The sequence below is a fragment of the Nitrospirota bacterium genome, assembly GCA_040752355.1.
GTDB lineage: Bacteria > Nitrospirota > Thermodesulfovibrionia > Thermodesulfovibrionales > Dissulfurispiraceae > JBFMCP01.
Genome location: JBFMHE010000001.1, coordinates 108,787 through 128,454 on the forward strand (window position 1 = coordinate 108,787; position 19,668 = coordinate 128,454).

A 19,668-nucleotide genomic window follows, 5' to 3' on the forward strand; every position below is an offset into this window, starting at 1 on the left:
CGTTTTCTTGATTCCAGAATACCAGAGCGGTATGAAAGGAGCGCGAAGAGAGTATGAAGAATTGTGAAGAGGGAGAAAAGAGGTCACCCGGCTTGGGCCATTGAAAATAGTGCAAATGGTTTGTAAACTAGACGGACTACATACTTGGGGATATGTCTGTGCAGCAGTCTTCTGTAGCAAAAATAACACGTCCTAAAGCTTCCGGAGCCCTCTCAAGAGAGCGACTGTTCCGTCTGCTTGATGGACGCCGTAATGAACCGATTACCTGGATTGAGGGGCCTGCCGGCTCCGGCAAAACCACCCTTGTCGCGAGCTATCTCGATACGCGCAGGCTACCCTGCCTCTGGTATCAAGTGGATGAAGGGGATACGGACTTCGCTACGTTCTTTTATTATATGGGAGTGGCGGCAAGAGCAGTGGCGCCGAAAAAGAACAAGCCGCTGCCGCTGCTGACCCCGGAATACCTTGGAGGGCTCCCGGTCTTCACGAGACGCTATTTTGAAGAGCTGTACGGCCGTCTTAAAACCCCCTTTGTAGTCGTCCTCGACAACTATCAGGAGGTGCAGGACAAGTCCACGTTTCACGATATCGTCAGCTGCGGCCTAAGCGCTCTCCCTGATGGAATAAACGTGATGATCCTGAGCAGAAGTGAACCGCCGCCTGCATTTGCCCGTCTCCGTGCTGCTCATAAGGTCAGTTTCCTTTCGTACGGTGATATTCGCTTTACATTTGATGAGTCGTTGCAGTTTGCTCTCAGGCATAGCGTGCTGGATCGAGAATCCATTAAAGCGCTGCACGAAAAGACGGAGGGATGGGCAGCCGGTATGGTACTGATGCTCGAAAGCGCGAAGATAGAGGGTATAGATTACCGTGAGACAGGCACACAGTCGTATTCCGTAATTTTCGACTATTTTGCCGGAGAGATATTTAGTAAAGCGGCGAAAGAGGTGCAGGAGTTTCTCCTCAAAACCTCGGTGTTGCCAAAGATGATTCCCCGTACGGCAGAACGGCTAACCGGGATGCATAACGCAGGTCGCCTTTTATCCGATTTGAACAAGAATAACTATTTTACCGATCGGCATTCTCATCACCATCCCGTTTATCAATATCACCCGTTATTCCGGGAATTTCTTTTGGCCAAAGCGGGCGATGTCTTCAGCCGCGATGAGTTGTCCGCCTTGCGAAGCACTGCAGCCGGATTATTGGGGGAATCAGGAGATGTGGAGGACGCTGCCGTGCTGCTCGGAGATGCGGAAGATTGGGCCGGGCTTGAACAATTAATCCTCGGCAGCGCCGTGCTCCTTGCGGTGCAGGGGAGGAGCGGGACCCTTCAGGAGTGGATTGAAAGGATTCCCGGAGAGCGGCTGAACGCTTCACCCTGGCTCCTCTATTGGCTCGGCATCTGCCGGATGCCTTTCACCCCTGGGGAAAGCGGCAGGCTTTTTGAGCAAGCATTTCACCTTTTCAAAGAGCAGAAGGATTCGACAGGAATCTTTCTGTCATGGTCAGGCGCCGTGGATACCTTACTTTTTGATTGGAACGATTCCATGCCTCTCGATTACTGGATCGAACAATTCTCCAGCTATATGCAGAGCGGGCCGTCCTTTTCATCTCCTGAAGTCGAGCTGAGGGTGTCATTGAGCATGACTATCGCGCTGATGATACGGCAGCCCTGGAGGTCCGACCTTCCGCAATGGCTGGAGCGGGCGTTATCGCTTGCGCGGCAGGCACCGGACATCAATCTCCGTATCCGGACCCTTTCCTCTGCAGTCAATTATTACGCATGGGTAGGCGATTTCAGCAAGGCGACAAGTGCACTTGAAGAAATCCGCGGTTCTGCCAGTTTACCGGACGTGTCTCCTCTAACGACAATCACCTGGCTTTGGCTTGAAACAGCGTTCTCCATCACCTCCGGAGCATCCGTTGATTCGGCGCTCAGCCAAATTTCACGGGTCCTTGAGCTTGCCGAGACGACAGGGATACATGTATGGGACCACATGCTTTTTGCCATGGGGGTCTATGTTTCCCTTATTCAAAATGATCTTGCAACAGCATCCCATTTTCTCAGGAAGAAAGAGAGTGTCCTTCGTGACCGGCAGGGGAACGGCTATTCCCACTACCTCTACCTCTCCAGCTGGTATTACTACCTGAAAGGAGATATGTCACGGGCCGCAGCAGATGCAGTCGAGGCCCTGCGGCTAGCCGAGGAGACCGGATACATTTTCCCCATCATACAGGCCCGTCTGGCTGCAGCCCAACTGTTTCATGAGCAGGGTCGGGATCAGGAGGCGAATGCCTTAACTGCCAAGGCATATGAATTAGCGAACCGGGCAAAAAGTGTTCAGCTCCGCTATGCATGCCTCCTGGTTAAGACCCAGTTTGCCTTTGACGGGAGCAGGGACGCGGAGGGTCTGGGGTTTCTGGAAGCTGCGCTGCGCCTGGGAAGGGAAAACAGATATTTCTATATGACGTGGTGGTTCCCGACGAAGGTTTTGTCACGCTTGTGCGTGCATGCGCTTGAGGCCGGCATAGAGACCGGGCATGTGCGGAATCTCATCAGAACATGCAAACTTGAACCTCCCGAGGAGGAAGCAGTGCACCGACTCGAATACTGGCCGTGGCCTTTGAAAATATACACTCTCGGGCAGTTCGAGATCGTGAAAGATGATAAGCCGCTCTTCTTTTCAGGAAAGGTGCAGAAAAAACCCCTTGCCATGCTCAAGGCGATCATAGCGTTCGGAGGCAAGGAGATATCGGAGGAGAAGCTGACCGACCTCTTATGGCCGGATGCCGACGGCGATACCGCCCATGTGGCATTCACCACAACGCTCCATCGCCTGCGAAAGCTGATCGGAAATGAAAGGGTGATTCAGCTTCAGGGGCATGCAGTCAGTCTTGACCGGAAATACTGCTGGGTGGATGCGTGGGCATTCGAGCACCTCCTCGAAAAGAGCACTCGACAACCATCAGACGCCGGAGCGCCGACAGATACGGCAAGGGACCTCATCGATAAAGCGATCTCCCTGTACAAGGGGCATTTCCTGCCCGGCGACCTGAACAAGAATTGGACGCTCTCCCTTCGCGAACGACTCAGGGGCTCCTTTCTCGCCGGCATCAGAGCGGCAGCTCATTCGTATAGTAAGGAAGGGGAATGGGAGAAGGCAGCGGAATATTATCGGAAAGGGATCGATATCGTCGATGTTGCCGAAGACCTTTATCAGGGTCTTATGCTGTGCTATCACCGACTGGGATGGAGGTCGGATGCCCTGTCGGTATATGAGCGATGCAAAGCCGTGCTCGAGGCGGTGCTGGGAGTAATGCCGCTGCCCCAGACCGATGCGCTTCGAGACGACATCCTGAAGAGCTGACCATCTCATAAGTACTCTCCTTTTAACGCAATTCCATAATTCCTCGCACCATACCTCTCTCCGCGACTCAGAGCGTGTCTTAAAAGTCCTTCGTGACGAGGTCGAGCGAAGATGTGCCGGGCAAGGCGGCAGGGGAGAAGAGCCCGGAGGCGTAGCAGAGCTACGTTGAGGACTCTTTCTCCCCGACAACGCAGCACGGGAAATCTGTAGCCGACCGCAGTAGATGGACTTTTAAGACACGCTCTCAGAGATATGTAACCAATCCGTAAGCAGCCGTGTGATACCGTATAAAGGCCGTTTCAGGCTCATTTTTTGGATACGGGCAAAGAGGTGAAGAAGTGCAGCGAGGGAGAGATGCAGAGCCGGATAGAGAGCGGAGCAAAGAAAAAAACCAGGAGGAATTATTACGATGTGGAAGAAGATTTTATTCATCCTTGCTGTAGCTATCCTGATGCAGGGAACAGCAGCCCATGCCCTTGAGCTGATGACAAACGGCGGGTTCGAGACAGGGGACGTGAGCGGATGGTCCCACTACGGCGATATGAGTTATTCAGGTGTGGATAGCTTCATGCCGCACACCGGGAGTTATGGCTTTTACGCCGGCCCGACGTCCGATGCAACTTACATAAAGCAGAGCCTTCCGACCGTTGCAGGGCAGCAGTATACACTGAGCTTCTGGATGAGCAGGGACACGCAGGGCAATCCTTTTGAAGAGCCGTTCAACTGGTTCACGGCCCTGTGGGACGACGCTCCTGTTCTGAACATGGAGAATTTCTTTGAGCAGGAGTATATGTTGTATTCCTTCACCGTGCAGGCAGCATCAACCGGATCACTGCTCACCTTCGGCCTCTTCGATTCACAGTCGTTCATCAACCTTGATGACGTCTCGGTGACGGGTCCCGATGTTCCAACTGCCGTTCCCGAGCCGGGCACCGTGGTGCTTCTGGGGGTAGGGTTGATCGGCATTATAGGAGCAAGAAAAATGGTCAGGGCAAAGCGGCAGGGTTAAAGCGGTTCAGAATTATTACTGTAGATACTGAAAAATTACATAAAAGGAGAAAAGAGCGATGAGGCAGAAGACAGCGGTACTACTCAGTCTAGTTTTAGTTTGTGCAGTCTTCATATCGGGAGCAGTAGAGAGTGCAGGGGCAGCGGAAGTGGGGAAGCAGCTGTACTATCAGAAGAAGCTCAGCAGCGCTCCCACCACGAGCGCAACGGCGACCCCGGTCGTCTTCACCTTCAGCCTCTGGGATGCGGAGAGCGGAGGGACGGTAAAGTGGTACGAGAGCAAGCCTATTTCGGTCGTGAGCACGACACGTCTGGTCAGCACGTATCTGGGAGACTCGACAGCGTTCGACAACTACCAGGTGGACTTCTCGGAGCAGTTATGGGTGCAGGTGGAAGTCAACGGAGCAGCGGTAGGGACGAGAGAGAAGCTGGGCGTAGTCCCTTATGCACTGTGGAGCGCACAGAGCGATGTGCCCGGAGTACCGGGGCCTGCAGGACCGCAGGGACCACAAGGCGTACAGGGCGAAACAGGGCCGATGGGGCATCAGGGGCTCAAAGGTGATAAAGGAGACAAAGGAGACAAAGGAGATACGGGACCGCAAGGCCCTCAGGGTCCACAAGGGCCGGCTCCAGACATGTCGCAATACTATTCAAAAGCAGAGATAGATGCCATGCTTCGTGCACGACTGCTCAGTTTCACCCAGGTGGATGCAGGGGATGACAATACGTGCGGCCTGAAGACCGACGGTACCGTCGCCTGCTGGGGAAGTAATTACTCTGGTAAAAGCACACCGCCTGCGGGCACTTTCCTACAGGTGTCTGCTGGGGTGTTCCATACGTGCGGCGTGAGGGCCGACCACACCGTCGCCTGCTGGGGATGGACTAACTATGGACAAAACACACCGCCTGCAGGGACTTTCAAACAGGTGTCTGCTGGTATTGGCAATACATGCGGCGTGAGGACCAACGGCACCGTCGATTGCTGGGGAAATGATAACTATGGTCAAAGCACACCGCCTACGGGTACATTCACACAAGTGTCTACTGGTGATTTTCACGCATGCGGCGTGAGGATCAACGGCACCGTCGCCTGCTGGGGAGCTAATTTAGCTGGCGAGAGCACACCGCCTGCGGGGACTTTCACACAGGTGGCTGCCGGGAGCAGCCATACATGCGGCGTGAGGACCAACGGCACCGTCGATTGCTGGGGTAATAATGCCTATGGGGTAAGCACACCGCCTGCGGGCGCTTTCACACAGGTGGCTACTTACAGTACCCATTCTTGTGGAGTAAAGACCGATCGTACCGTCGATTGCTGGGGAAATGATAACTATGGTCAAAGCACACCGCGTGCAGGCACTTTCTTACAGGTGACTGCTGGTACCAGCCATACATGCGGAGTGAAGACCGACGGCACCGTCGCCTGCTGGGGCTATAATAGCGATGGACAAAGCACACCGCCCATGCCATAGTGGTGTTTTCTCTAAAGGGTAGCATGCAGTAAACGTCTGGGGCAGTCACCGCAGAAATGGGGTGGTTGCCCCAATGACTGAGAGATATAGTGATACAGATACAACGAGAAGGAAAAAGGAGAAACGAACGATGCGACAGAAGGTAATTGCACTACTCAGTCTATTCATTCTTTGTGCAGTCATGATGACAGGGTCGGTGGAACAGGCGGATGCGGCGGCAGTGACGAAGCAGCTGTACTATCAGAAGAAGCTCAGCAGCGCTCCCACCACGAGCGCGACGGCGACACCGGTCGTCTTCACCTTCAGCCTCTGGGATGCGGAGACAGGGGGCATGAGGGTATGGGTGGAGAGCAAGAACATAGCGGTAGTGAACACGACACGGCTCATCAGTACCTATTTGGGAGATGCTGCTTCATTTGATTCACAGATGGTGGACTTCTCAGAGCAGTTATGGGTACAGGTGGAGAGCAATGGAGCGGTGATCGGGACCAGGGAGAAGCTGGGCGTAGTGCCCTATGCCCTGTTCAGTGCAGCCGGAGTGGCCGGTCCTCAGGGAGAGCAAGGAATCCAGGGTCTAACAGGTCCTGCTGGACCGACCGGACCTCAGGGAGTGCAAGGACCGAAGGGAGATACCGGATTGACAGGCCCGCAGGGTCCTATGGGGCCTGAAGGACCGCAAGGACCGGCAGGAACTATGACGTTTCCTTATGCAGCAAACATAGCAAGTGGTCAGGATGCCCTCTATCTCCATAATAGCGGCGGCGACGCCATACGGGGAACATCTCCCGTTGGCAATGGCGTTACCGGCTTTACCACAGAAGGCATCGGTGTCTTTGGTTATGCTGCTAAAACGACCGGCTATGCAGGATACTTTCTCGGCAATACGTATATTGATGGCGACCAGACGACAAGTGGGAATGTTAACGTTACGGGCACCGTTGCCGTGACGGGGAATGCTACCATTACAGGGAGTGCTACCATTACCGGCACCGTTACAGGGAATGCATTCAGCGGTGATGGAAAGAATGTCACGAATGTGAATGCAGTTACCCTGGAAGGGAAGCGTGCAGCGGACATCATTACCGCTGCTTCTGATGAGGTGAGGACCCCGATCTCTTCCCTGCCCTACAATATCAGCGCTCCCGGCTCATACTATCTCACAGCTAATCTCTCCTCTGCTGTGGAGGGCATCACTGTATATGTCCACAATGTGACCATCGATTTCAACGGATTCACTATGAGCGGCCCCGGGAAAACAGGCAACAGCTTCAATGGAATCCGTATTTTGAATGTATCGCGCAATGTCGAGATCAAAAACGGGACGGTTGTAAGATTTGGAAATAATGGAATATCTGGGCTATATACTGACGGATATGGACACCGGATCATACGTATGAGGGTGCAGGACAACGGAGCTTATGGTATTTTCTTAGAGGGGCGGGCTAATTTTATCCATGAGTGCTTAGCTATCGGTAATGGGACTACCGGCATATATGCAGGAGATGGCTCAACAGTAAGCGGCAATACGGTATATAGTAATGGGACTTACGGCATATTAGTAGGAAGGAGCTCAATTGTAAGCAACAACACTGCAAATGACAATGGGGCAAATGGCATATATGCAGCTTATGGAGCAGCAGTGGTAAGCGGCAATACGGTATATAGTAATACGGGCATAGGCATAGCTACAGGAGATGGCTCATCAGTAAGCGGCAATACAGCATATGGTAATGGGAATGACGGCATATATGTAACTGAGGGCTCAACAGTAAGCGGCAATACGGCGAGATCCAACTCCGGCGACGGCATATCGGCAGGCAGCACCTCAATTGTAAGGAATAACGCAGCGAACGGTAACGGTGAGTACGGTATTCGTCTAATAGGCCATAGTCTTGTCGAGGGCAATACGGCGTACGGCAATAATGATTCGAACGGCGGCTACACAAATATAAGCACCTGCACTACGTGCGTATTCGGCTTGAACGTAAAATAGCTGTTGAGCGTGCAAGGTGAAAACAGAAGCAGACGACAGTCAACGGTTCGAGCAGTCATGAAATGCTTTTTGTGGATCACGCTGATGCTTCACCTTCCGCTGGCCTCATGGGCGGAAGTGAAAGAGTACACGGTGGCAGGGGACTCGATGTCCCCTGCCCTTGTGTCCGGTGATAAAGTCATCGTCGACACCGACGCAAAAGACCCTGTGCAGCGCGGCGATCTTGTAGCGATCAGCTTCACCGCCTCACCGGTTCCGATGGTGAAGCGGGCAGCTGCGATTCCGGGTGACCGGGTGGAGTTCAGGGACAATGCCGCGTGGGTAAACGGGCAGAAGGTCCGGGAAATCGATCGACAGCGGTGGCAATCGACTATCAAACAGATCGAGCATTTCGGCAATCGCATACCCGAAGGGTACTATCTCATCCTCGGCGACAATCCCCGCAACAGCAGAGACAGCGGCAGGCTCGGGCTCATCTCCTCGGACCACATCAAAGGGAGGGTTGTCTCAGTAGTGAAGAGCTTTTCCAATAATGAGGCGCCATAAGCAGTGGAGAGTTCTCAAGGCAGTCCGCACCTCAGTAAGCAATCCTAGTACGCGATAGTGAGGAGAGGTCACCTCGGCTGCTGCGTGCCTGCGATTATATGCCTCCGCTTCGACCTGGTAACATAAAGAACTAATAAAACAGTACCCCAACAGCGGCCTGAATAGGATATACTACGGGTATGAAGATGGAGCAGCACGAAACCTTCGGGATGGTAGGGAACCCCTCGAAGCTCAAAAAGAGGCCGGGCAGGTGGCAGTCCGTCTTCTTTATCCTTGCAGCAGTGGTCCTCGCCTGCTTGTTCGGGCTCGGGGCGTTACTGTGGCTTTATCTCTAATCCCCCAATAATGATTATAGCGGCAGTGTTACGGTGAAGGTCGATCCTTTTCCGGCCTCGCTCCGGGCGGCGATGGTTCCGTCGTGGGCCTCGACGAGCTCTTTGGCGATGGTGAGTCCGAGTCCGAGGCCGCCTCTCGACGCACGGTAAAAGCGCTCGAAGATATACGGCAGGTCTTCTCCGGCAATCCCGCATCCGGTATCGGCGATCTCGATGACGGCAGCCGCATTGCTAACGAAAGCAGAAACAGCGACCGTACCGCCTCGCTCCGTAGCTTTGAGCGCGTTGCCCAGGAGGTTGATCACGATCTGGCTCAGCTTCTCGGGGTCGGCGTTAAGCGTTATCGCATCAGGGCAGCGGCATTCGAGGGTTATCCCCTTGTCGCTGAAGATCTTCCTGTACCGTTCCGCGATATTCGCGAGGAACGGGCAGAGCTCGATGGATTGGCGGTGGAGCGTGAGGCTGCTCGCTTCGGCACGGGAAAGCTCCTCGATGCCTTCGATGATGTTTCTGAGCCTGCCGATCTCTGCATAGAGCGACTGGAGGTGCTCCCGGTCCGCCGGAATGAGGCCGTCGACCATGCCCTCCAATTCTCCCCTCATGGCGCTCAGGGGTGTGCGCAGCTCATGGGCGATATTCGCGGTCAGTTTTTTCCTGAGCGACTCCTGCATCTCGAGGCGGTGCGCCATCCGGTTGAAGGCGTCGGAGAGGCGGGCGATCTCGTCGCTTCCCGAGGCGACGACCCTGCTCTTGAGATTGCCCTCGCTGATCGAGGTGACCGCATCGGTGAGCCCTTTGACAGGATTGGTAAGCCGCTTCGAGAACACGATGCTGAGGAGTATGGCGCTGCCGCCGAGCGCGGCGAGCGAGGCGAGGAGAAACCAGTTGGACCTCCTCACGAAGAGCGCCTCCTTGCGGGGAGGAAGGAACTGCACTTCGAGCCTGCCTATCTCCCTGCCGCCGAGGAAGAGCGGATAGGGCACGAAGCGGCCGCTCCTGCCAAGGCCGTCCGGGGCCGAGAGGAAGGCGATTCTCTTTTTGACGAGCGGCGAGAGCGAGGCGACGGCCCGGTCGGTGTCGGTGATGAGCGCGCCGTCGGCATCGTACAGCCGCATGGTGACGCCGAGCATGAGCGCCCACAGGGTATGGTCGACGACACGCTCGCGATCCCAGCCGGCCCGCTGTTCGTAGGCGCCTTCGAGGGCCGCGGTGACCCAGGATACCCGGTCCTCACGCTCTCCTTCGAGGTATTCGCGGAAGTCCCTGAGCATGAGCTCGCGCAGGAGGAGCGAGGCGGACATCGCGATGAGCGAGACGGCGACGAGGAGCAGGAAGAACTTTATCCAGAGGCTTCTAATCATCCCGCTTTCCGCTGAAGCGATAACCGACGCCGTAGATGGTGAGTATCAGCGAGGGGTTTCGCGGGTCTGCTTCGATCTTGTGCCTGATATTCTTGATATGAGCATCGATGCTCCGTTCGTATCCTTCGAACTGATAGCCGAGCGCCTTATCGACGAGCTCTTCCCGGGTAAAGACTTTTCCCGGGTGCGCGGCGATGGTGTGGAGGATCTTGAACTCGGTTGGCGTCAGGTCGACCGTGACGCCGTTCCGGGTGACCGCATAGGTCTGGCCGTCGATGACGAGCGCCCCCCGGTTGAAGCTCAGGGGCGCAGCGGCATCGAAGTCGGCCTTCTGGACTCTCTTCAGCAAAGCCTTCACCCGGTAGACCAGCTCGCGGGGACTGAAGGGCTTCACCACATAGTCGTCGGCGCCGAGGGCGAAGCCCGCCACGCGCTCCTCTTCGGAAGCCTTGGAGGTGAGCATGATGACGGGGATATCCCCCCTCTCTTTAATGCTCTGGCAGAGCTCCTCTCCGGTAGTATCGGGGAGCATCAGGTCGAGGATAACGAGCAGCGGCGTCTGCCGTTCTGCTGCAGCGAGCCCCTCTCTGCCGGTTCCGGCGTGGATGACGCGGTATCCCGCGCCTTCGAGGTAGACCTTCACGACGCGGGCGATCTTATGATCGTCTTCGATGATAAGGACCGGCTGCAGCACCCTAGCGCGCTCCTCTCCGGGAGCTCTTCAGGGCACAAAGGCCACCGGTCCGGTGAGCAGGCGGTGTGCTCCTCTGCGCAGGCAATAGCATACGTTCTCATTATACTGCATCGGCGCAGAAGAATGCCTGAGATGCTGTTTGCAACGGCAGCGTGGAGACGGGTACGCGGTAAGCCTTGCAGAGCTGTGTCCCGTGATGCCGGATGCCTGCCGGGTGCCTGATGGAGAGAACCGCTAGCGTATCCTTTCCATCATCTCCCGGTTTTCCTGGCAATCGATACAGAGGAGCGCGAAGGGCATGACATTCAACCGCTTCTCGTCGATATCCTCGCCGCACTCCTCGCAGATGCCGTACCTGTCTTCTTTCAATCGCTGCAGCGAGTTATCGATCTGCCGCAGCATCCGGTTCCGTACCTTCATGGTGCTGATGCTGACATCCTCGATCTGGAGCGACGCCGAAACATCACCGTCCTCGGTCCCGGAGCCGTACGACTGCCGGCAGTCCACATTGATGAACTTGGTCATCTCCCTCTTCGAATTGCTCAGGAGCTCGTCCTTTTTATGGTGCAGAATAGCCATCAGGTTTGATTTCCGTTTGGGGTCCATGGTCGTCTCCTTGTTTGGTGAGGCGGAAGTGATGTTTGGGTGAATTCTGAAGATGCACGAGCTTCTGCAGAGGCTATATTTACAAACTATACAGACAAAAATAGTGACTGTCAATATAGTGACGCAGAGGTTTGAAAAAAATATGATGTCAAGGAATTAGTGCCTTAAAGGAGGCTTAAAACAGCTTTGCTATGAAAAAGGGGAGCGCTGTCTCGACGCGGAGGATGCGTGCGCCGAGCGAGACGCTGGTAAACCCGCATGCGCGCAAGAGGTCGATCTCGTAGGGGATGAAGCCCCCCTCGGGACCGATCGCAGCGACGACGGGCCGCTGCACGGACCGGGGGCAGGGATCGGATGCAGCGGGATGGGCCACAAGGGCGATGCTGCCCCGCGCGATCTCCGGCAACTCGTCCTCTACGAACGGTTTGAAGCGCGGACGCAGCGAAACATCGGGCATGACCGTATCGCGCGCCTGCTCCAGCCCGAGCATCAGATACTCGCGCACGTTCTCGCGGCTCATGACGGGGCTTTTCCAGAAGCTCTTTTCGACGCGATAGGCATTGATCAAGAAGATGCGCTTTATGCCGAGCGTTGCTGCGGCGACGAGCGCCCGCTTCAGCACCTTGGGCCGCGGCAGGGCGAGGACGAGCGTCACCGGCAGGGGAGGAGGCGGCGTGCGGTCGAGATGCAGCTCCATGTCGATGGAATCGCGAGCAACCGAAACAATGCGGCCCGTACCGGCCGGACCGTTCAGGAGCCCGACTGCGAGCTCGTCGCCGGCAGCGGCGCGATGCACCTCGGCGATATGGGTGAAGCGCCGGCCCCGGAGCCGCACGCGGTGCGGCGGCTCGATAAAATCGTCTTCGGAGAGGAGGATGAGGTTCACGGCGCGCTCAGAGCTTGCCGAGCATCAGCACGAACCGCTCCAGGAGCGCCGGGTCGTAATCCTCTATCTCGTTGACCAGGACCGAGAGGGCGTAGAAGGGAGTAAAGGCGGTCCGGTAGGGGCGCTGCGTGGTGAGGGCGTCATAGCAGTCGGCTATGGCGGTGATCCTGCCGAAGAGCGATATCCGGTCGGCCGACAGTCCCCTCGGGTAGCCCTTGCCGGAGAGGCGCTCGTGGTGCTCGAGCACGGCAGAGAAGGACTCGAGCGGGAAGGCCCTCTGCCCGGACAGTATCCTCCGCGCCTCTTCCACATGGGTCCGTATGAGCTGGTACTCGATATCGCTCAGTTTTCCCTCCTTGTTCAGAATCTCGGGAGGGATCGTATTCTTTCCGACATCGTGCAGGAGCGCGCCGAGCCCGAGGAAATGCGCCTCTTTCTTGTCCATGCCGGTCTCTATGCCGAGGCCGATCGAGAGCACGCCGACGTTCACCGAATGCGTATAGGTGTAGTAATCGTACTGCTCGATCGAGAGGAGGTTGTAGAGGGCGCTTCTCCTGTTCAGGATGCAATCGACGATGCTCGTCACGAGGACATGCGCCTCTTTGATGCGTTCGCCGCTCCGGGGATCGTCGATGACATTCCGTATGACGATCTTCGACTTCTCCCTGAGGGCGATCTCCTTAACGCTCCACTCCCCCCGTTCCGATACCAGCGCTGAGGACAGAACAGTATCGATGAATTTATTGTAGAGGGGGATATCCGATTTTTTGATGATGAGGTCTCCCTGCGCGCTGACGGTCCTTTTGTCGATCTTCGCGGGATTCGCGACGGTCGCCTCGACGAGGGGAATGACCGAGAGCCCGCTCAGGAGGAAGAGGCTGAAGGTGATCTGCGTTCCGGGAGAGAGCAGCGCCCGTTCGATCTGGTGGTGCTCCTCCTTGAGCGACGAATAGCGGAGGAACTCGCGGAGATCGAAATCGGGAAGGTTTCCTCTGAGCTTGTTCCTGAGATAGAGGAGCAGGGCCGCGCTCTGGGAATTGTCGACATAGATTTCGGCGATGCCCTTCTGTTTCAGGATCGTCCGGGTGGTCGGCGCGAGGCGCATCCCCTTCTTGAAGAGCGGCTTGATGACGTCGTCCACCCGTACATAGACGTCGAACGGAAGGGATGAGCCGATGATGAGCAGCTCGGGATGTATGGCGAGGTATGCTCTGCCGTCTTTCTTGAGCTTCGTAATCATCGACGCGACCCTGCACCTGCCCTGAGCATGACTTATTGTAAAAGGTCCGGTCTAAAAAGGGAAGGGCGGGAGCGCCTGAAGACAGCAGGAGGCCGCTCTCCGGCTCCTGCTGTCTTCAGCGGGTGTACTGCGGTTACGGGTGCTTGTCCTCTTTGACCGAAAGGAGCTCTACATCGAATACGAGCACCGCGTTGGGACCGATCTGCTGACCGGCGCCGCGTTCGCCGTAGGCGAGGTCTGCGGGGATGACGAGCTGCCACTTCGCGCCGGACTTCATGAGCTGCAGCGCTTCGGTCCATCCGGGGATGACGCCGTTGACCGGGAACGACGCGGGCTGCCCGCGCTTGTAGGAGCTGTCGAACTCGGTGCCGTCGATCAGGGTGCCGGTATAGTGCACGGTGACCGTATCGGTCGGTTTCGGCGTCGGGCCGTCACCCTCCTTGACGACCTTGTACTGGAGGCCGCTCGGCGTCGTTTTGATGCCCTCCTTCTTCCTGTTCGCTTCCAGGAAGGCCTCGCCCTCCTTCTTGTTCTTCTCTGCGAGCTTCGTCTGCATTTCGGTGTGCTTCGCCATGAGCTCCTGCTGGAAGGCCATCATGGCGGCGCGCATCTCCTCGTCGGTCATGAGCGGCTTCGCTTCGGCGAGGCCGTCCTTGATGCCCCTGAACAGGAGATCGGAATTCACCTCGATCGACTGTTTCTTGAAGCTCTTGCCGATGTCGAGGCCGATGCTGTAGCTGACCTTGTCCTTCTGGTCCTTCAGCACCGTCTTTTCTTCTGCACAGGCCTGCGATGCCATGAGGCCGACGGCGACGACTGCGGTGATGAGACGTTTCATAGTTTCTCCTTTCGTTTGGTGGTGGATCGTGTATACAAAGTCCTTCTTTCTGATCGGCTGCTGCTGCGCTGCGGACGCCGGTATCGCGGCCGTTCTCCCCATAGTAAAGAGTGCGGGAACAAATTTGCAAGCCTGCCCGCCGCATGCCGCGGGCAGGCGCTGCTCACGAGGAGCGAAAGAGCGGCCGGTGCACCTTCGGCCTCTGCTCCCGCTTCTTCTTTTTATCTCCCGGAGGACGGCACAGGGCGCAGCGCGACTCGCTGCAGCACTGGCAGAAGGTGCAGTCGGGACAGGGGTTTTTCTTCCGGGGCTCCTGCTCTTTTTTGTCCATGCTCTCTCAATTATACACTACTTTTTCCCGTACTCAAGAGGAGCGCGGGGCAGCGGGTCGCGCGCGCATTTGACTCGATATGCTCAAATACATTAAACTTTAGATTACCGTTTCGATCAGCGAAACTCCCCTGTGCGGGCAGTATCGCCGCTGCAGTGGCGGGATCAAGCCATACATGCTAAAACTAACTGAGAGGTAACACCATGTCAGAAGAAACCATTACCAATGAGGCGCTGCCTGCGGGCCCGTCAGCCGAGGCTCCGCAGCAGGCCGGTCCGATCACCATGAACGATGCTCCCCCGGCGGAGAGCTCCGAACCCCGACAGGAGGAGAGCTTCGCAGCGCTGTTCGAGCAGAGCACCAAGCCTGCCGTGCGGCTCGAGCCGGGTGCAAAGATAAAGGCAAAGGTCATCAGCGTCGCCGGCGATTCGGTTTACATCGACCTCGGCGGCAAGAGCGAGGGAGTCATCGCGCTGAGCGAGCTCCTCGACGAGCAGGGCGCTCCCAAAGTGAAGGAAGGCGACGAGATCGAGGCCTTCTTCCTTTCCGTCCAGGACGGCGTCAAGCACCTGACGACGCTCGTGAACGGCTATTCCTCGGTGAAGCTCACCGCGGTACGCGAGGCTTACGAGTCCGGAATGCCGATCATGGGAGAGGTCAAGGCCGAGGTCAAGGGCGGCTTCGAGGTCTCGATCGGGGGTGTCCGGTGCTTCTGCCCCGCATCCCAGATCGACGGCAGGGGACGGCAGGAGAGCGGCTCCTACCTGAAGCAGACGTTTCCCTTCAAGGTGATCGAGTACAAGAATGACGGCCGCAACGTGGTCGTATCGCGGCGCGCCGTGCTGGAGCAGGAGCGGGCGGCCCGCGTCGCTGCGTTGAAAGAGACGCTCGCCGTGGGAATGGAAGTGCCCGGCAGGGTGCGGTCGCTCCAGAAGTTCGGCGCCTTCGTAGACCTCGGCGGCATCGACGGCCTGATCCCGATGAGCGAGCTCTCCTGGGGCAGGGTGGACAAGGCGGGAGATATGCTCGCTGCGGGACAGGAAGTGACGGCGAAGGTGATCGCCATCGATTGGGAGGCCAACCGCCTTACCCTGAGTCTCAAAGCGCTCCAGGCAGACCCCTGGGCTGCTGCGGCAGAGCGGTATCCCGTAGGGAGCAAGGTGAACGGCACTATCGTGAGGCTTGCGCCGTTCGGCGCGTTTGTCGCGCTCGAGCCCGGGCTCGACGGGCTCGTTCATGTCTCGAACCTCGGCGCCGGCAGGAGAATCAACCATCCCAAAGAGGTGGTCCAGACCGGTCAGCAGGTCGAAGCATACGTGATCGCCGTCGATCCCCAGAGCAGGAAGCTCTCGCTCTCGCTCCAGCCGAAGCAGGAGCCGAAGAAGGTCGTCCTGCCCGCTGCAGGGGAGCGCTTCGAAGGGACCGTCGAGAAGGTGATGCCGTTCGGTATCTTCGTGAAGAACAGCGATGGCCTGAGCGGGCTCGTGCCGAATTCCGAGATGGGCACTGCGCGGGGAGCGGACCACGGCTCGATGTTCCCTGCAGGGTCGGCCATGCAGGCGGTAGTCCTCGAAGTGGATACCGACAAGGGCAAAGTGCTGTTGAGCCGCAAGAAGATCATGGACAGGGTCGAAGAGGATGAATACAAGCAGTACCGCGAGTCGGTCAAGAAAGAGGAGAAGTCCTCGGGCGGCATGGGGACCCTCGGCGAGATGCTCCAGGCGAAGATGAAGGAAAAGAATATAACCTTCAAATAAAGAAGAGTTCAGAAGCCGGGAGCCGGAATTCATTCCGAATTCCGGCTCCCGGCTTTTTTATTAGAACTTCTTGTCCAATAATCCCGCGAGTCTGCTCAGGTGGCCCTTCTCTTCGGTGTACAGGGCGGTGAAGACCTTTTTCGACTCCTCGTCGGCAGCCTCACGCCCCATTTTCAGGTAAAGATCGTAGGAATTCGTCTCGAGGGAAATGGCGAGCTCGAGGATCCCTCCGGCGTCGCTCCCCTTTGCCCATGACAGGGCGTCGCTTATCCTCATGCCCCCTTCCATGAGATCATTTATCGATGTCTCCGGCGTCGATGCCCCGGCCGGCAGGAGCTCCCCGGGGAAGCCGGGGCCGGGAGCTCTGCCCGAGCGCTCCCGGTACAGGCGCGAAAGCGCTTCCTTGTGGTGCTCTTCCGCAGCGGCGAGATCGGTAAAGAGTTGACGCGCTTCGTGATCGCCAAGGAGAACGGAGACCTCTGAATAGAATTTCCGCGAGCCCTCCTCGAGCACCCAGGCGAGGGCGATGAGCTCGTCGGGACGGGTCGCTCCGCCGAAATAGGCCATGCCCGAATCGGGCGCTCCCGCAGCAGTCAACCCCTCCCATGCCCTGATGCCTCCTTCCATGCTGTAGACTTCCGTAAAACCGGCGTTCGCCAGGACCGACGCAGCGGCACGGCTGCGTACGCCCGATCCTCAATAGGCGATTGTGGGTTTGCTGCGGTCGATCTCGCCGAGGCGTTCCGGCAGCTCCCCGACAGGTATCAGCTGCGCTCCGGGGAGATGGCCCCGCTCGTACTCCTTAGGCTGGCGCACGTCGACGAGATTGTATTCGTCCGGCCGTTTCTCCTTCAAGAGCTTCCTCACCTCTTCCGCAGTCATCGTCTCTACCGGTCTGAAATAGTCGAGTATTCCCATATCCTGTCGCCTTCCCTTATCCCGTTTCTTTCCGTTCTCCCGAGACCTGGAATTTTTTCATGAATTTGTTATCGATATAATTCTTGAGTATGAACGCGAGCCTGCCGTCGAGCACCGTCGTATCTCTCCAGAGTATGCCCTTGCCGTTTCCCATGTTGAAGATGAGCATATACGTCTTTTGCGGCTCGAAGCGCCTCATAGTACCCCCCTCGAGCGCTGCCAGGAGATTGTGGAACAGAATTTCATTTTCCCTTACCGCATAGACGCCGACCTTGGCGAGGTCATGGCCCTGCAGGCTGATGCAGTCGCCGCCGCCGAAGAGCTCGGGGTAATCGACGCACTGCAGGCGGTCGTTCACCAGCAGCCCGCCGTCTTTTCCTGTCGGGAGGCCGGAATCCCTGAAGAGCGACGACGGCCTGACGCCGGTCGCAATGAACGCGATATCGAAGGGGAGCTCCCCTCCGCCTGACAGAAGCACCGTATCTTTCTCTACCCTCTCGGCCCGCAAGCCCTCGATGACCGAGATGCCCCTTTTCAGGAACGACTGCCTTACGAGCGAGCAGACCTTCTCGGGGAGACCGCCCATCAGGCGTTTGCCTGCTACGATCGTGATGCGGGCCGCTCCGCCGTTGTCATGCACGAGCCTCCAGGCATTCGCAGCGATCTCGACCCCGGCGGGTCCTCCGCCGATAACCACGATATCGAGCGCTCCGGGAGACGAGGAGGACGACAGGGCCTCGAGAATGCGCTGCCGCGCTTTCAGGAGATTGATGATCGGCTTTACGGGATATACGTTCTCTCCGGAGCCCCCGACGGCTCCGGAGAGAGCTCCGGCAGGAACGGAGCTGCCGGTATTGAAAGAGGCGACATCGTAGGATACCGTCTTTCCCGACTGCAGCATAAGCGAGCGCCGGGCAGGATCGACCCGCACCACCCTGTCCTCGATGAACGAGGCGCCGCGGTCTCCGGCCATTTTCCTGATATTGAAACGGATGTCCCGGGGCCGGTAGATGCCGGAGAGCATGCCGGGACCCATCCCCGAATAGTAGTGGTAGGCATCGGGACTGACGAGCGTCACCCGGTGGCCGCGCTGCACATACTCGCTGCATTTCAGAAGTGCGGTCATATGCGCGTGACCGCCGCCGACAAAGACAAGGTGTCGTGCCATGAGCTCCGCCTCTGCTTTCGGATCGAAAAAGCGTACACTATAATTCTAGGCTCTGGAGACGCAGGATGCAAGACCCCCGGCAGGGCTCACCTTTACAACATTTTCGAAAACGGTATAAGATACAATTCGTCAGTTGCTTTATAGCTGAACGCCTTATCTGCTGTCTTTAGTTCTTTAAAGGGGGGATAGAGACATCGGACGCGCTATCCACAGCATCTTGATCATCGACACTTGTCCGGTCGCAAAAGAGACCCTATCGACTATCCTGGGGGACAGTTACGAGTTGCTCTGTGTCTCAACGGATCGGGAGGGACTTGATGCCCTCTCGGAGATGGTTAACCTCATCTTTCTCGACCTCTCGGTATCCGGGATAGATAGTGCTGTCCTCATCCGCCGGATCAAAGAGACCCACCCCTCTATTCCTGTAATCGCAACCACGGCCCACGGCACTGAGGAAAAGTGCCTGAGCGCTTTCATGGCAGGCGCACGGTTTTACCTGAAGAAGCCTCTCAACGCAGAGGAGGTGTTTCGGGCGGTCGAGCTGTTGTCAACTGTCGAAAATACTGTTCACAATCGAAGACACCTGTCCCTGCCAACTAAGGGCAACGAAAGCCTGCATGGCGAGATTGATCCCGATAAGCGTGAAGGGGTTTTAGCCGTAATGGAATTCATTTGCAGGAACTATAAAGAGCCGTTAGGCCTCGCCGAAGCCTGCAGATTGGCTTCGCTCAGCAAAACATATTTCAGCTATTTCTTCAAACGTGTTGCAGGCTGCTCCCTTAAGAGCTATCACAACAAGATCAGAATTCAGAAAGCTGAGGATATCATCAAGCACCAAGGCGTTTCCGTCAAGAAAGCCGCAGAGTTGGTCGGTTACAACGATTCGAACTACTTCTCTGCACTCTTCAAAAAAGAGACCGGTCTCTCCCCGAAGCAGTTTCAACTCACCTGCAAACTTTTGGAAAAAAACAAAGAAGATTTGGAAGAAAATTAAGGAAAGTTCTCTTCAGTCCTGCTAATCTTTAGCTTGGGGGAACCGTACCTTCCGTATCGGACAGATTGTGGTCTGTTCCTGCCGTTGCAGTGCGCGCCGCTAAGGCGGTGCCGTAGGTAAAAGCGGCACTACTTCGAGTGATGAGAGATTAAA

General features: G+C 56.8%; 20 protein-coding genes. 9 read left to right on the top strand and 11 right to left on the bottom strand.

Going from position 1 to position 19,668, the window contains the following annotated elements; genetic code table 11:
• Positions 1-152: 152 nt before the first annotated feature.
• Together AB1805_00560 and AB1805_00565 are read left to right on the top strand one after the other, a co-directional pair.
• Positions 153-3,368 (top strand): BTAD domain-containing putative transcriptional regulator, encoded by a 3,216-nt coding sequence (locus AB1805_00560; GenBank protein ID MEW5743916.1) that lies wholly within the window; start codon positions 153-155, stop codon positions 3,366-3,368.
• Between the two features lie 409 nt (positions 3,369-3,777).
• Positions 3,778-4,377 (top strand): PEP-CTERM sorting domain-containing protein, encoded by a 600-nt coding sequence (locus AB1805_00565; protein MEW5743917.1) that lies wholly within the window; start codon positions 3,778-3,780, stop codon positions 4,375-4,377.
• Between the two features lie 168 nt (positions 4,378-4,545).
• On the opposite strand, the gene AB1805_00570 is transcribed toward AB1805_00565, so the two are convergent.
• Positions 4,546-4,698 carry a hypothetical protein gene (locus AB1805_00570; GenBank protein ID MEW5743918.1) on the bottom strand — a complete coding sequence of 51 codons (153 nt, stop codon included), beginning with the start codon at positions 4,696-4,698 and terminating at the stop codon, positions 4,546-4,548.
• A gap of 146 nt (positions 4,699-4,844) precedes the next feature.
• Between AB1805_00570 and AB1805_00575 the strand changes: the two genes are divergently transcribed.
• The 5 genes from AB1805_00575 (at position 4,845) to AB1805_00595 (ending at position 8,722) form a co-directional block, all read left to right on the top strand.
• Positions 4,845-5,042, top strand: a complete 198-nt coding sequence (locus AB1805_00575; GenBank protein ID MEW5743919.1) for a hypothetical protein — start codon at positions 4,845-4,847, stop codon at positions 5,040-5,042.
• 5 nt (positions 5,043-5,047) lie between these two features.
• Positions 5,048-5,848, top strand: coding sequence for a hypothetical protein (locus AB1805_00580; protein ID MEW5743920.1), 801 nt, complete (start codon positions 5,048-5,050; stop codon positions 5,846-5,848).
• 130 nt (positions 5,849-5,978) lie between these two features.
• Positions 5,979-7,841 carry a right-handed parallel beta-helix repeat-containing protein gene (locus AB1805_00585; GenBank protein ID MEW5743921.1) on the top strand — a complete coding sequence of 621 codons (1,863 nt, stop codon included), beginning with the start codon at positions 5,979-5,981 and terminating at the stop codon, positions 7,839-7,841.
• Positions 7,842-7,898: 57 nt separating this feature from the next.
• On the top strand, positions 7,899-8,387 hold the full coding sequence (lepB, locus tag AB1805_00590; protein ID MEW5743922.1) for a signal peptidase I: 489 nt from the start codon (positions 7,899-7,901) through the stop codon (positions 8,385-8,387).
• Between the two features lie 179 nt (positions 8,388-8,566).
• Complete coding sequence (locus AB1805_00595) at positions 8,567-8,722, top strand: hypothetical protein (GenBank protein MEW5743923.1); 156 nt, start codon at positions 8,567-8,569, stop codon at positions 8,720-8,722.
• Between the two features lie 14 nt (positions 8,723-8,736).
• On the opposite strand, the gene AB1805_00600 is transcribed toward AB1805_00595, so the two are convergent.
• The 7 genes from AB1805_00600 to AB1805_00630 all read right to left on the bottom strand — a co-directional run bounded on the left by AB1805_00600 (position 8,737) and on the right by AB1805_00630 (position 14,678).
• A complete protein-coding gene (locus AB1805_00600; protein MEW5743924.1) occupies positions 8,737-10,083 on the bottom strand; it encodes an ATP-binding protein in 1,347 nt (448 codons plus the stop codon).
• On the bottom strand, positions 10,076-10,777 hold the full coding sequence (locus tag AB1805_00605; protein ID MEW5743925.1) for a response regulator transcription factor: 702 nt from the start codon (positions 10,775-10,777) through the stop codon (positions 10,076-10,078). Before AB1805_00605 ends, AB1805_00600 begins: the two co-directional genes overlap by 8 nt.
• A 234-nt stretch (positions 10,778-11,011) precedes the next feature.
• Complete coding sequence (locus AB1805_00610; protein ID MEW5743926.1) at positions 11,012-11,383, bottom strand: TraR/DksA family transcriptional regulator; 372 nt, start codon at positions 11,381-11,383, stop codon at positions 11,012-11,014.
• Between the two features lie 175 nt (positions 11,384-11,558).
• Positions 11,559-12,269 carry a 16S rRNA (uracil(1498)-N(3))-methyltransferase gene (locus AB1805_00615; protein MEW5743927.1) on the bottom strand — a complete coding sequence of 237 codons (711 nt, stop codon included), beginning with the start codon at positions 12,267-12,269 and terminating at the stop codon, positions 11,559-11,561.
• A gap of 7 nt (positions 12,270-12,276) precedes the next feature.
• Positions 12,277-13,509 carry an HD domain-containing phosphohydrolase gene (locus AB1805_00620; GenBank protein ID MEW5743928.1) on the bottom strand — a complete coding sequence of 411 codons (1,233 nt, stop codon included), beginning with the start codon at positions 13,507-13,509 and terminating at the stop codon, positions 12,277-12,279.
• A 133-nt stretch (positions 13,510-13,642) separates the two neighbouring features.
• On the bottom strand, positions 13,643-14,347 hold the full coding sequence (locus tag AB1805_00625) for an FKBP-type peptidyl-prolyl cis-trans isomerase (protein MEW5743929.1): 705 nt from the start codon (positions 14,345-14,347) through the stop codon (positions 13,643-13,645).
• A 163-nt stretch (positions 14,348-14,510) separates the two neighbouring features.
• Positions 14,511-14,678 (bottom strand): hypothetical protein, encoded by a 168-nt coding sequence (locus tag AB1805_00630; GenBank protein ID MEW5743930.1) that lies wholly within the window; start codon positions 14,676-14,678, stop codon positions 14,511-14,513.
• A gap of 203 nt (positions 14,679-14,881) precedes the next feature.
• Here AB1805_00630 and AB1805_00635 point away from each other — a divergent pair, with 203 nt between their 5' ends.
• Positions 14,882-16,435: a S1 RNA-binding domain-containing protein gene (locus AB1805_00635; GenBank protein ID MEW5743931.1), complete on the top strand. Its 1,554-nt coding sequence runs from the start codon at positions 14,882-14,884 to the stop codon at positions 16,433-16,435.
• A 60-nt stretch (positions 16,436-16,495) separates the two neighbouring features.
• On the opposite strand, the gene AB1805_00640 is transcribed toward AB1805_00635, so the two are convergent.
• The 3 genes from AB1805_00640 to AB1805_00650 form a co-directional block, all read right to left on the bottom strand.
• On the bottom strand, positions 16,496-17,062 hold the full coding sequence (locus AB1805_00640; GenBank protein ID MEW5743932.1) for a ferritin family protein: 567 nt from the start codon (positions 17,060-17,062) through the stop codon (positions 16,496-16,498).
• A 69-nt stretch (positions 17,063-17,131) separates the two neighbouring features.
• Positions 17,132-17,353, bottom strand: a complete 222-nt coding sequence (locus AB1805_00645) for a rhodanese-like domain-containing protein (GenBank protein MEW5743933.1) — start codon at positions 17,351-17,353, stop codon at positions 17,132-17,134.
• A gap of 16 nt (positions 17,354-17,369) precedes the next feature.
• On the bottom strand, positions 17,370-18,521 hold the full coding sequence (locus AB1805_00650) for an FAD-dependent oxidoreductase (protein MEW5743934.1): 1,152 nt from the start codon (positions 18,519-18,521) through the stop codon (positions 17,370-17,372).
• A 217-nt stretch (positions 18,522-18,738) separates the two neighbouring features.
• Between AB1805_00650 and AB1805_00655 the strand changes: the two genes are divergently transcribed.
• Positions 18,739-19,515, top strand: coding sequence for a DNA-binding response regulator (locus tag AB1805_00655; protein MEW5743935.1), 777 nt, complete (start codon positions 18,739-18,741; stop codon positions 19,513-19,515).
• Positions 19,516-19,668: the final 153 nt, after the last annotated feature.